This is a genomic window from Pararhizobium sp. P1_E7 (genome assembly GCF_056405855.1).
The window spans coordinates 207,514-219,060 of the sequence record NZ_JBFUBH010000007.1 but is presented as its reverse complement, the minus strand read 5'-3'; the positions used below and the strand labels follow the sequence as shown (position 1 = coordinate 219,060).

The window sequence follows — 11,547 nt, the reverse complement described above, 5'->3', positions numbered from 1 at the left end:
TGGTTGATCTTGATGTTGCGCTGGACGGCATCGAACTGGTGGCCGTCTGCCGTAGTGCCAGGCGTCCAGTCGAGCTGGCATTCATAGCCGGCAGACAGCTCGCGCTTGCCGCTCTCGACCGATGCAATGGCATCCTTGTCTTTTAGGATCAGAGGCAGCCATACCCAGTCGCCGTCCTTCTTGGCCGCCGTGCTGACCTCACCAACGGCAAGGTCTTTCCAGTTGCCAGCGTTGACCGCCTCGTCCGGGTGATTGACCGTCACCGGCGCATGAGTGAACGACTGCAAGCTCTTGTCGGAAAAGACTTCTTCTGCCGGGCGATAGACGCGCACCGTGCGCAGATCGGGCTTGCCTACCTCGTCACCCAGATAGATCTGGATACCCGTGCGAACCGCCTTTGCCTCTGCAATTAGGTAGCCGTCGGCAGTCCGGCGCGTTCCCGCGACGGTTACAGCATCGGTAAATTGCATGGATTATCTCCCTGCCTTTTGGGTGGCCGGTTTAGTTCCGGGTTGAATTTCGGCTAGCTAATATTTCAGCATTGCCTTACATTCACCTCACGGCAATGGAGGTTGCCCAAGGAGAGGCTCATGAGCGATACCGTCTTCGGCTTTTTGGTTGCAGGTGAATTATCAGCCTTATTCTGGGCTGGGGTGTTTATGCTGGTAAGCTAAATTATCAGCGAATCGGCATCATTCAGTGCCACGAACTGCTGTTTGCGCTGCAGCCTTTGTGACCGCGTTCGCGGCCGCAGCTGCGACGAGTTCTTCTTCCGAGGGCTCTTGCTCTTCAATCGGGCCGTATTCCTCTACCGCAGCGTCAAGGCCTGGTAGAACACCGTCCTCAACCAGACGGTTTGTCAGGCCCTTCGATATAGCCTCACGCGTGATGATCTCCTGCCCCGTGGCTGTGCCCACGATTGTGCGAGCCGCGTCGGCATTGGTCTTGAAGATGTCGGCTCGTTCCTTCTCGCTCATCTGTTCGAGCGGCGCCCACTGATAGTAGACGTCGGGATCCTTCACGTCGGCCGATCGCTCAAGGCATTCGTCGAGCCGAACCATTGCCGGCTGTATCTCAAGCTCCTGAATTGACTGGATGCGATCGTGGTAGTTCTTCATGTCGCTGGCGCCGGTGGCGTTCATGCCGGCAGGCGACTGGCCAAGTAGGCGCGTAACCGGGATGTCAGCGGCACCCGAGACGATTTGCATGAACGCCATGAGGATGTCGGTCAGTCCGGCGAGCGACGCGCTTTTGCTTTCGTATTCCTCTTCCTTGTCGAGAAGCAGCGTTCCGTTGATGCCCTTAGACATGTTCGCAAGGCTGTAACGCTCAATGATTTTAGAGCGATAGACCTCGTTGTTCAACGAAGCCATGAAATCAGGGATGCGGATAATGTCGATCTTCGCCTCGAACACCAGCGAGGCAATATTGCCCGCGGTGCTGTCGGCATTCTTGATCGCGTCGAGTGTGGCCGTCAGAACGCTTTCGCCCCAGCCTTGATTGAGAGCGGTGTTCATGTCTTCGTCTGGCGCCATCGCTCCGGACAGAAGGACCAGGCGCGAGGGGTGAATGACGATGTGCTCGCCGGTCACACTGTCGAGGGTGTAGTCCTTCGGGCGGCCATACCATTCCGATGCCGGGTTGCGCTCGATGTCACCAGCCTTGAGCTGCCGGCGCGTCATCACCGTGAGATACTTCAGACCGCCCTTTCCCACCCGTTCGACCTCAAGCGGAGCGGAACTGTCTTTGTCACCAGTCCCGATGTAGACCGCTGCGCCACCGAACATCCCCGGCGTTGAAGCGATGATATCGGATATCAACCTTGAACTCCTCGTTGAGAGCTTGGAAATGCGCGCCAGAGAAGGCACCAATGCCAATACTATCGTAGTCGATCGAAGCGCCACGTTCTCGCGCCTGAGCGTGGACCCTGCCGGCGGACTTCAGAAGCTCGTCTTCTCTCGCCTTCCACTCGTCGACATGCGTTGCGACGAAGCCGTATGCCTCGACAGTCGCGCACTTGTCGGCGCCGCTGTCGGCAACGTCGAAGCCGATACGCCTCTGCCCTGTCGGTTCGATCTTGAGCTTCTTGTGCGCATCGACCGCAGCGAGGATCCACGACCGCTTGATGATGACCGCGTCATCGTCCTCAAGCGGCTGGCCAAGATAGATGTGCCGGAACTCATCCTCGTCTTCAGCTCGCTTGGCAGCGATAACCTTGAGGATGGTTTCCGACAGAAACGGGTTTTCGTCGTAGTTGATCTGCCGCTTAATCGTGTCCGGCGGCGTGCGGGTCACGAACCGGCGATAGACGAAGTCCGTTACCAGTCGCGGGTTGAAGATGATCCAGAACTGCGAGCCGTCCTTGCGGAGCGTCGGCTCGAGGATATCCCACTGTTCCTGACTGAGGTTGTGGGCCTCCTCGATCCAGCAGATATCGATGCTTTCCAGCGACTTGATCTCGTCGATGTGACGCCACAAGCCGTAGAACATGAACTCCGCGCCCGTCTTGCGGTGCTTGATGGAGTTCTCGGTAATGATGAAATCGGCTTGGAGCCCAAACCGTTCGATCTGGATCTTGAGAAGCGTGTAGACCGATTCCGCGATCTTGTTCTGAAACTGACGGGCACACAGCACGCGGATCTTGCACTGTGTCGCCAGGAAGATGGCGAAGCCCGCCGCGTCCCAGGACTTCGAGCTTGAACGCCCGCCGTACAACACCCGGTTTCGTGCCGGCGTCAGCCAGAAGGATTTGAGCGCCGGGTTGAGGGTGGGCTTAGCCTTCGCCGCCGTAGAAGTCTGCAAGCGACCGGCCGCCGATTGGTTCATCTGGGTCGGCATCGAGATTGTGCGCCTGCCTTTCGAGCGGGATCAAACGAGCCGTGATGCGCGACAGCTTTTCGAGTAGGTCGCCCGGGCTTTCCTTGTCGCCAAGGCATGGGCCGTCAGGCGTGACACCCTGAAGGAATGTGGAAAGGCGTTCAGCCAGTATCCGCTTCAAGCCGTGAAGCTGCTGAAGGTCTTTCCTATGGGTGGTGATGACCGTCAGGCCGCGAAGTGCCGCGCCTTCGATAATCTCGCTATCTGACGCGCGTTGGGGCTGCGTACCGTGTTGCGTACCTGTTTCGCCGTCAGTGCGTACCAGCTTCTCGCGGACTGCCTGGCGCACCTTATCGGCAAGGGCGCGCTGCCAGCTTTCGGCCTTTGCCTTCTTGCGGATGGCGCCTTCGGTTATCCCATGGGCAGAAGCGATTGCGCGAAGCGACAGCTGGCCGGCGCGATACTCTCGCTCTATGGCTTCCCAGTCAGCGCGGGGCTTATCGTCTTTGCTGGTCATGTAAGTCTATTGCCTTTGGCTGCCGCCTGAGCGAACTTCTCGTGCCGGGCGTTTTTCACGACTGGCATGGGCTGACCTTTGGAGGAATGAATGAACTGGACCAACGACAGGTGCCCTATATCCTTTGAGCCAGCCCAAGAGGAGCTATCGGGGATACAAGACGTTGTCGAATTCATCTGTCCCGTCTGCGGCCGATTTCGGATCACGGGAACCGCTTTGGCGATGATCCTCCACAAAGACCCAGACACCAGAGAGTCCGCCCTTGCCCAAGCGAAGACGAACGCAAAGGAAGGGGAAATACCGACGATCGACAGCTCTATGCTTTAGTCCGGCTGACCCACTTCACGCCGTAAAGGAAGCCCAATGGGGCCGGAGCGGCGGCGATGGCTTCTACGGCCGCGTACTGTAGGCCTTGTTCCTCGTGCCGGGACCGAAGCCGGAGGTGCCCGCTCCGCATGGATGTTGATTTTTCCGTCCTCGATGGAGGAAGCAAAAATGAACATCGGGAACCGGGCGGTTAAGCCCGGCTCTCCATTTCAGGACTGCGGGGTTAGCAGCGTCTTCGGAGCTCGAGGAAGGAAGAACGGCTGCCGTCGGCGGATGCAAGGTGCAGGCTGTTGGCGCGCTGGATACTTCGGGTAAAGACGCGAAAGGTGCCGGCCGGCGCTTCGCAGGTGAGCGCGGCGTGATCGAAAGTCGCGATGGTCGGGGCCGGATATGCTTCGTGGCTCTGGGCCATGACACTGGTGCCTGGATCAATCGGCACGGCGGCGATACTGGGCATGGTCATGATAACGCTGGCACACATGGCGATAGCGAGGCAGGCGAAACTTCGAAGAAAGCGCATGCTGTTTCCTTTCGGGCTGGTGAAGTGGTGCCGACAACCATTCGGATGTTTCGTTCCCCTATATGGAGAAAGGAGGTCCCAATGATTCTGAAGTTCACAATTCGCAGCATGCCAATCGTTATCTGGATGCCGCTGGAAACGATCCAGTGGCTCGCCGGACAAGTTCAGTCACTGCTCTAAATGACGGAGCCCCGCCCTGCAGACTTACAGGACGGGGCTCAAAATATGCGTGGCTTTATGCGCGCGCTCACCAAGGCCTACATGAATACCCCGCGTGGAACGCAAGGCTTCGGCCAAGGCAGGCGAAGAAGGTTGCCGAGCCCTGTCGTAACAGGGGCGCCATAGATATCAGGCTCTCGGCTCAGGAGCAGCGGCTGGGCATCCCCCGGCCTACTCAGGCAACAACTGCCAGTCACTGAGCGCCACGGCTTGATCGATCCAAAGGAGAGTGTTGTCGATCCGGCGTAGCATGGAACCTTTGCTGCCATGAACAGTTGTACGTGAGAGGAGGTGTGACATGGACTACGCTACTTGGATGTTTGCACTGCTCATTGGCATCACCATCATCGGTTCTGCGATCGCATACGGCATCTTCAGCAACCGCAGATGCAATTGCGAAATGAAACTCACCCGGCAGGACCGGATAGATGAGTTGACCTGGCAGAAGGAAGTGCTCCGTGATTAGACAGCCTAGGGTTCTCCAGCTCGGCTCGATCAGGAGCACCGGTGCAGGAGAGTGACCGCGCGCTACGTGCTGTTATGGATGGTGACGGCGTTTTGCCTCACGTCGATGCTTCTTATCTATAATGCTTTCTACCAGCCAGTATCGGCAAGTGGCATCGGGCTTCCGGCTATCGTTGAGCGGATATGAAAAGCCGCCTTGATCGGGCGGCTTCTTTCTTACACGATCGGCCTAATTTCACCGCACCCGGACTTCCCGGTGATCGATTACCCGGCGCTGAGCGTGGGCAGGGTCGATTTTCGGCTTCGCGCCCTCGCTGCTTGCCTTTAATTGACACGAGGACAATCTTTGAATGGCCACACCGCATTGGCCATGCCCTCTCCATCTATGGAGAAAACCATGAAACTCAAATATCTGGTGACAGCGGTAGCAATAGAGCTCTCGACCTTGACGATCTCGGCATGCCAGAGTGGCCCAAGTTACGATAATCGTGCCGCTTACGGCAGTAATGACTATGGGGGCGGCAATAGCAGGGGCGGCAATAGCGGTGGCGGCAGTTCCGGCTACTGACGACATATGAGCCTGGAGAGCTACCGGTCGGCTCCGACATGTGGATTGAAAATTCCACGCCGCGCTCCATTTCACTAAGTGGAAGTTACTTAGGAGGAGCCAGCATGAACCGGAATACCCTTATTGGCGTTGCAGTTGCCATCGTGGCTATTGTCCTTGCGTTTGTTTTCCTGATGCCAGGGACCAGTGACACTGCGACAGAAACAACTACACCGGCGCCGACGACGACCGATCCGATGACTTCGCAGCCTTCGACTGCCGAGCCGTCAACTACGACTCCRTCAACAACTGAACAGACAACAACGCAGCCGTCGACTACGACACCAGCTCAGTGAAGGCAAATTGAAGGCGACCAGCCTACCGCATCGACGGCGGTCATCGGCTCTACGTCGACGAACTGAAAAATCGGCAGCRTTCTTTTTGAGCGGAGGTGGTGAAACCCTCCTTGGCCCGGCGATACCGCAACAGAACAGCCATAAAATCACCTTATGGCTGGAAGTATTACACTGCTTCGGAAAATTCCGCAATATCAAGCTCTACAGGCACCAGCCCATTTAACGTCTCGATCATCGCTTTTATGGTGTTGCGGCCGGTCGCATCCACAACATATCCGGCCATCCCCTTGAGGAAACCGCCATTGACGACCACACGATGGTTCTTCGGAAAGACGTCCCGGGCTTCTTTTCTCGTAAGTTTCCGGCCCGCCTGGTTTTCCTTCTCAATTCGCCGGGCACGTCGTCGCTCCATAGCCTCCCTTTCGGCAGTCTCAGCCGCACGGATGTTCTCAATATCTGTTGCCGGGATCCGCAGCGGGCAGCCCGCCACACCAAGGATTGCCGACACGCCGTCGCAGTCGGACAGGGTGTAGAAGTCGCGAGGCTGCCGAACGAAGGCGTATCCGACCATCAGGGGAAATCGCTTGATGATGAACTCGTCTGTCCGGTGGTGACGAACCTCGGGCACCGTCGTGGGCATGAACACGTCAAACCCCTGATCCCTGAGATTGCGCTCAATGATAGTCTCGCCCTTACGATCCGCCGGCGCCCCTACCCGCGCTGCCGCTGGTCGCTGCGTTCCTGGCCGAGCCTTCACCGCATACCAAATCTGTGCCACCATTGTGCTATCCTCGTTGTATGTTGAGCCGCCGCCGCGCTCAATTCATGCCTGAATAAATTCGAGTGGCCCGCCAGCCGTCTCGTCGTGAAACACTGCACAGGATAGCTTGCCGCCAAAGACAGCTCCGCTGTCGAGATTGGTCCGGTTGCCAACTGTGATCGGGTTAAGGTGGGAAGGCGTGTGCCCGTGCACAAAGTGCTTCCCCCAATAGGTGCCTGAGTAAAACTCTGGCTTTCGAGACCAGAGCAGAACGGCTTCGCGCTGCTCCTCGAAAGGAATGTTGCCGTCCAGATCAGCATGGGCGTAAACGCGGTTCTCATCGGAGTGCTTCAAAGGCAGATGCGCCACCCAGTACACATGCTCCGGGTTTGGCTTGACGGTGGTGATGTAGCCGGGAGTGTTGGCCGTGACAGTCTTGCGATCAGCCGGCGAAAGCGCCTGCCATGCCGAACGGGCCTTGTCCTCGTCGTCGGTGGTGAACGTCGGCCAGGAGGAGAACCAGCTCTGAAAAGCCTTTTCGTCCAGATTGATTTCAGCCTCGCGTTTTTTTTGAATTGGTTCTGAACGAAGTGAAGAACTATCTGCCTCTGCATCTGTATCTGGCGTTCGGACGTGTTCTTGTGCGTTCGCTTGCGTTCGTTTGCGTTCGCGCCACTCGCGCGCGCGTTCGGCCGCGCCGTCCTCGCGCTTGGGCTGGCGCTTCTCCCAGCTCGAAAAACGGCCGTCAGTGATCATCCCCTTGTCGGTCATTGCCAGAACAATCGCGGCAACCTGATCCGGTTCGCATCCGTAGAAGTATGCCAGTCCTTCGGCATCATAGCCGGCGATAGAGCCGCGGTCGTCGGATTGGGACGCTCGATCCATCAGCGCCCAAGCAACCGCCACAGCGATGCCGGGAGCGACGCCAGCACGTCGAGCGATGCCAAGCCACTTAGGGTCTGTTGGGGCGCCGTGCCATGATCGAAACCAGTCGTTCATTTTACCACCTCGATTTCCAGCCCATGGCAGGCCTTCATGAGCTTCTGCTTCATGCGGAAATCACGCGTGACAATACCTTTGGTATCGATGATGCGCCGGCCGCAGCAGACCCGGTCGAAGAACACAAAATCAGCCCGGTACCGGGCAACGAGCACGCCGTTGACGATCAGGTCGTACCAGCGCTGCAGTTGGATGTCGGCGACCTCGCCTGCCCGCTCGCGAAGCTTGAGAGCGGCGTAATAGTTCGCCTCTGCCTTGCTATCGAAGCAAATGCCATCGAGCAGAAAGCGCTTGGCGTTGTACTTGTTTGTGCGCTTCTTTTTCGTGGCAAGGAGTGCGGCGCCCTGCTCTTTGGTCAGGTGGACGTTCATGCCGCCCTCCAAAACATTAGTTGACACGCAGGAACAAATGACCTGCCAGAGCGTTGCGGGGATGAGAGGGATTGATTGGGAGGAAACCAATGCATCCGAACGAAATCCCCAAACCCACAGATATTGAATGGCAAGTTGTTACCGTAGAATTGCCGGATGGCCGCGTATTTAGGATTTCGAGACCGCTTGACGCTTTCGAGTTGCTCGACCGAGATCCGGCTACTAGGAACGATGACGTTCATTTGATCGCGAAACGCTGCTGCCAGCTGGCGCTGGAACGCAAGATGTCTGCGAACGAAGCTAGGCTGGCGTTCATCGCCGCTGCTATGGGGCAGGCGCTCAAGGCTGTTTGAGGTCATGCCGCAGCTCCAAACTTGCCGGCTTCATCGCCCCAGGCCGTCCAGCCCTTCCGGTCGGTACGGCTAAACAGGTCAAGACGATTGGCGCGAGGCATCAGTCGTTCGGCCTCGTGGTAGGCTTCCTCAGGCTTTTCTGAATGCTCGCGAACTTTGCCGTGAATGACCGACCTAGTGGATCGTGTCAGGATCGGTTCGCCGCGCTTGGCGATGATAAAGGGCTCATGGGAGCCCCGCAGTCCGTAGCCGGTCCCGAACGAAACCTTCCCGTGCTTGGTCATCTTCACCCAGACGCCTTCGGTGCAGTAAGTGAACCCCCATGCGGCGACTGTGGTCAGTTGCTGCGGAAGCATTGGCGCCGTGCACCAAAGCCAGAGCGTGCAGTTCGGCGCGGCGAGGTCCAACACCGGCATGGCGTTGATCTCGTCGAGCGGCATGGTTTTGTAGTGGGCTTGGGCAGACTTCCCCTCACCCTTTTCCGAGCGCACGGCGAAACGCCACGGTGGATCTGCCATGATGAAATCGAAGCTATGCGGCTGCAGGTCGCCGAATGGCCATGTGTCTTGAAACAGCCTCATGCTTCGCCTCCTCGCACGCGGAACAAAAACAGCGCGGAATCGGTTCGTCGGGCAGAAAGGAGACCGACATGGCCATAAACCCCAACGATCCCAAAAAGCCCGTGGAAGTTCCACCAGAGGAACTGCCCGATCCCGAGCGCCCTATCGAGGAGCCGGGACCGGATGATGTCCCGGAAGAAGCCCCCGACATCACACCAGTACCGGGTGAGGAAATTCCGGCGAAGATGAACGATTGAGCTGATCACGCAGCCTCTCCCCGCCTTGTCAGCGTGGCCAGAGACCGATTGCACCGGTCACGAAGACGGGTGATAACCTCAAGCTTCTTCAGCTTAACGGCGTTGTCAGCCTTGTTCATGGAGCCCTTAAGGCGGAATATTTGGGCGTCGAGTTCGGATATCTCTTCGCGGAGGTGTTCGGCGTCTGTCACTCGGCAGCCTCCAAATAATCAAGCGGCGCTAAGACCTTCGACTTCGGAGCTGCGTCAGCCATCAGGGCGCCGACACAAGCTTTCATCTTTCTGACCGATACCGCATTGCCGATCTGCTTGATCTTCTGCGTCTTGGTTCCTGCAAACTCATAGGTTTCGTCGTCGGTATTGAAACCCATGGCAGCCGCCAATTCATGCGGCTCAAGCATGCGGAAGAGAATGTCGTATTCGGGTGCCGTCTCGACCATGGCGAACTCGCCACCTTTGGCGGTCGTCATCGTGGCTATGGGATCGACATCGATGTCGCGGGCCAGGGCACCGCCGTTGGAGTTTGTGACAGGCACTACCATTCCAAAGCGGGCCAAGGTCGTTATCGTCGGCAGAGCTTCATCAACCGAATTGCAGGTCTCCCCAGATCCCGAGCCGTAGTAGGGAGAGATCAATGCATGGGCAGCGCCATTGCCGCCTGTGGTCTGTGTGGGGATTGGCTCGCTCACACCTCGCGGCGATCCGCCGGATGCCTGTGAAAGCACGAAGGGTTCAATCACCGTCGGTTCGGCAAGCCAGACGCCGCCTTTCGTGTCGAGTGTCGGAATCAGCCCTTCAAGAACGCCTTCGGCCTTGTTGCCCTTCCGTCCATTCATGATGATTGGTTCGGCGATAGCGATATGACTTGCAGCCGAAGTCTGGGTCGCCAACGGTACGGACGGGCTACCCGTGGACGTCGCTTTCTTCATATTGACGATGACAGGTTCAGCAGCGAATCTTGCATTGATGTCGTCAGCGATCAGCTTGGCCGCATGCGCTAAATTGCGCGCGGGCATGCTAGCAGGCACAGGTTCCGCAATGCCTATGTGCATTCCGCCCGCCGCAATCGTTGGGAGTGGCTGATCCATGCCCTGGGCCGACATGTGGTTTCGCAGGATGACGAGATATGGTTCTGGCCATCCGAACTTCTGGGCGCCTGCATAGATGCGGGCCAGTGTTTTCGGCGCCAATGCCTTTTTGCGGTTGAAGATCGATCGGCCCTTGATCTTCCAGTCAATGATTTCTCGCGCCGGCCGCCATGGCTGGGAAGTCGCGAATAGATCAACATTGGTATCGTCGCGCTTCTTATGCGTCGGCATGGGCCAATGCACCCGCCGGCCGTCGGATCGCGCCATGAGGATAAAGCGCTGGCGCGTGGTCGCATCGCCGTAGTCGGCAGCATTGAGCTTCCGCCATTCAGGATCGAAGCCGAGGCGCTTAATCGTCTCAATCCATGCGTGGAAGTATTCGCCCTTCCTGGAAGCGATGGGCTTGCCCGTCTTCGGATTGACCGGACCCCAGCCGATGAACTCCCAGACGTTCTCGATGATCAGCCGTTTGACGCGAAGCTCGGTCAACCAGGTGATGATGTGCCATGGATCGCTGCGCTGCTGGTCACTGGTAGGCTTTCCGCCTCTGGCCACCGAGTGATAGGTGCAGGTCGGCGAAGCCATCAGGAGATCAAGGTAGCCCTCCGGCACCAGGAGATGCGGACGCACCGTCGCAATGTCCTGGACGTAGTGCCGGGCCTCTCGATGGTTGCGTTGGTGAGTGTCGATCGCGACCGGCCAATGGTTGACGCAGACCAGCTCCATATCTAGCCCGAGTTCGTTCATCGCGCGCTGGGCACCGGTGGAGGAACCGCCGGCGCCACACAGTAGGTCTGCAACAAGAAATTTCCGCGCCATTCAAAAGTCCTTGTCGGTCTATTGCTGAAAAGAAAATCCGCATTTGCGCGGCAGTCGGGCGGCTGGGCTGGTCAGCCGCCTGGGGGAGCCAGATCGTCGCGAAGCTCAGGGGCGATCTTGAAAGCCAACGACCTTGAGGACCGCAGCAAAGAACGTGCGAAACAGATGCCTTCAGCTGCGCGCAGCTCGTCGACGAGCGCGATGATCTTCGACCAGTGCATGGCTTTGCCCCTGCCCTTGGCGCCGACCCGCTTGACGCAGTTCATGTTGCGAACCATCGAAAGCTGATAGCCTTGCTCAAGCAGATAGATTTTCACGCTGTCGTAGGACGCGGTTTCCCCAGCTTCGAACCGGCGAACCGTGCCGCCCTTTGCCTCGAACTCAGCGACGAGAGCCGTAGTGTCGATCTTTCTGATCGGCCGGCGGTCGGAGGGTGTGAACTTCAAGGACATCACGCCTCTTCCCTTTCCCGTTCGCGCATTGCGATCTTGCAGCCATGGCAGTGATCAACCGTCCCGGACGCGCAGTTTTCGCGATGCAAGCAGTTGGGGCGGAAGCGATGCGGCTTTGTTG

Annotated in this window: 17 protein-coding genes; 5 read left to right on the top strand and 12 right to left on the bottom strand. The window is 58.0% G+C overall.

All coding sequences use genetic code 11. The features are described 5' to 3' along the window. The 4 genes from AC1D17_RS11110 to AC1D17_RS11095 form a co-directional block, all read right to left on the bottom strand. Positions 1 to 470, bottom strand: a 470-nt coding sequence (locus tag AC1D17_RS11110; protein WP_477565460.1) for a DUF2213 domain-containing protein, incomplete at its 3' end; no start/stop codon positions are given. A gap of 222 nt (positions 471 to 692) precedes the next feature. Then, positions 693 to 1,787 carry a DUF1073 domain-containing protein gene (locus AC1D17_RS11105; RefSeq protein ID WP_477565472.1) on the bottom strand — a complete coding sequence of 365 codons (1,095 nt, stop codon included), beginning with the start codon at positions 1,785 to 1,787 and terminating at the stop codon, positions 693 to 695. Beyond that, the gene (locus tag AC1D17_RS11100; RefSeq protein ID WP_477565459.1) at positions 1,750 to 2,802 is read right to left on the bottom strand and encodes a PBSX family phage terminase large subunit; all 1,053 of its coding nucleotides are present in this window, start codon (positions 2,800 to 2,802) and stop codon (positions 1,750 to 1,752) included. Before AC1D17_RS11100 ends, AC1D17_RS11105 begins: the two co-directional genes overlap by 38 nt. Beyond that, the gene (locus AC1D17_RS11095; protein ID WP_477565458.1) at positions 2,774 to 3,334 is read right to left on the bottom strand and encodes a hypothetical protein; all 561 of its coding nucleotides are present in this window, start codon (positions 3,332 to 3,334) and stop codon (positions 2,774 to 2,776) included. Before AC1D17_RS11095 ends, AC1D17_RS11100 begins: the two co-directional genes overlap by 29 nt. 90 nt (positions 3,335 to 3,424) lie before the next feature. Here AC1D17_RS11095 and AC1D17_RS11090 point away from each other — a divergent pair, with 90 nt between their 5' ends. Next, positions 3,425 to 3,661 carry a hypothetical protein gene (locus AC1D17_RS11090; protein ID WP_477565457.1) on the top strand — a complete coding sequence of 79 codons (237 nt, stop codon included), beginning with the start codon at positions 3,425 to 3,427 and terminating at the stop codon, positions 3,659 to 3,661. A gap of 223 nt (positions 3,662 to 3,884) precedes the next feature. Here AC1D17_RS11090 and AC1D17_RS11085 read toward each other — a convergent pair whose 3' ends face one another. Next, positions 3,885 to 4,181 carry a hypothetical protein gene (locus AC1D17_RS11085; RefSeq protein WP_477565456.1) on the bottom strand — a complete coding sequence of 99 codons (297 nt, stop codon included), beginning with the start codon at positions 4,179 to 4,181 and terminating at the stop codon, positions 3,885 to 3,887. A 517-nt stretch (positions 4,182 to 4,698) separates the two neighbouring features. On the opposite strand from AC1D17_RS11085, the gene AC1D17_RS11080 reads away from it, so the two are divergent. Next, positions 4,699 to 4,866: a hypothetical protein gene (locus AC1D17_RS11080; RefSeq protein WP_477565455.1), complete on the top strand. Its 168-nt coding sequence runs from the start codon at positions 4,699 to 4,701 to the stop codon at positions 4,864 to 4,866. A gap of 396 nt (positions 4,867 to 5,262) precedes the next feature. Then, positions 5,263 to 5,433, top strand: a complete 171-nt coding sequence (locus AC1D17_RS11075) for a hypothetical protein (protein ID WP_477565454.1) — start codon at positions 5,263 to 5,265, stop codon at positions 5,431 to 5,433. Positions 5,434 to 5,934: 501 nt separating this feature from the next. Here the strand turns inward: AC1D17_RS11075 and nusG are convergent. Genes nusG through AC1D17_RS11060 form a run of 3 tightly spaced genes read right to left on the bottom strand, consistent with a single transcriptional unit; the run spans position 5,935 to position 7,898 of the window. Further along, positions 5,935 to 6,549, bottom strand: coding sequence for a transcription termination/antitermination protein NusG (nusG, locus tag AC1D17_RS11070; RefSeq protein ID WP_477565453.1), 615 nt, complete (start codon positions 6,547 to 6,549; stop codon positions 5,935 to 5,937). 42 nt (positions 6,550 to 6,591) lie between these two features. Beyond that, positions 6,592 to 7,527, bottom strand: coding sequence for a hypothetical protein (locus AC1D17_RS11065; RefSeq protein ID WP_477565452.1), 936 nt, complete (start codon positions 7,525 to 7,527; stop codon positions 6,592 to 6,594). Next, the gene (locus tag AC1D17_RS11060; RefSeq protein ID WP_477565451.1) at positions 7,524 to 7,898 is read right to left on the bottom strand and encodes a DUF1064 domain-containing protein; all 375 of its coding nucleotides are present in this window, start codon (positions 7,896 to 7,898) and stop codon (positions 7,524 to 7,526) included. The genes AC1D17_RS11065 and AC1D17_RS11060 overlap by 4 nt, the downstream gene beginning before the upstream one ends. 89 nt (positions 7,899 to 7,987) lie before the next feature. Between AC1D17_RS11060 and AC1D17_RS11055 the strand changes: the two genes are divergently transcribed. Beyond that, complete coding sequence (locus AC1D17_RS11055) at positions 7,988 to 8,251, top strand: DUF982 domain-containing protein (protein ID WP_477565450.1); 264 nt, start codon at positions 7,988 to 7,990, stop codon at positions 8,249 to 8,251. Positions 8,252 to 8,253: 2 nt separating this feature from the next. Here the strand turns inward: AC1D17_RS11055 and AC1D17_RS11050 are convergent, their stop codons facing one another. Then, complete coding sequence (locus AC1D17_RS11050; RefSeq protein WP_477565449.1) at positions 8,254 to 8,832, bottom strand: MT-A70 family methyltransferase; 579 nt, start codon at positions 8,830 to 8,832, stop codon at positions 8,254 to 8,256. Positions 8,833 to 8,900: 68 nt separating this feature from the next. On the opposite strand from AC1D17_RS11050, the gene AC1D17_RS11045 reads away from it, so the two are divergent. Next, positions 8,901 to 9,068 carry a hypothetical protein gene (locus tag AC1D17_RS11045; protein WP_477565448.1) on the top strand — a complete coding sequence of 56 codons (168 nt, stop codon included), beginning with the start codon at positions 8,901 to 8,903 and terminating at the stop codon, positions 9,066 to 9,068. A 5-nt stretch (positions 9,069 to 9,073) separates the two neighbouring features. Here AC1D17_RS11045 and AC1D17_RS11040 read toward each other — a convergent pair whose 3' ends face one another. The 3 genes from AC1D17_RS11040 to AC1D17_RS11030 form a co-directional block, all read right to left on the bottom strand. After that, complete coding sequence (locus AC1D17_RS11040) at positions 9,074 to 9,259, bottom strand: hypothetical protein (RefSeq protein ID WP_477565447.1); 186 nt, start codon at positions 9,257 to 9,259, stop codon at positions 9,074 to 9,076. Further along, a complete protein-coding gene (locus AC1D17_RS11035) occupies positions 9,256 to 10,974 on the bottom strand; it encodes a DNA cytosine methyltransferase (protein ID WP_477565446.1) in 1,719 nt (572 codons plus the stop codon). Before AC1D17_RS11035 ends, AC1D17_RS11040 begins: the two co-directional genes overlap by 4 nt. 71 nt (positions 10,975 to 11,045) lie before the next feature. Then, complete coding sequence (locus AC1D17_RS11030; RefSeq protein WP_477565445.1) at positions 11,046 to 11,426, bottom strand: hypothetical protein; 381 nt, start codon at positions 11,424 to 11,426, stop codon at positions 11,046 to 11,048. Positions 11,427 to 11,547: the final 121 nt, after the last annotated feature.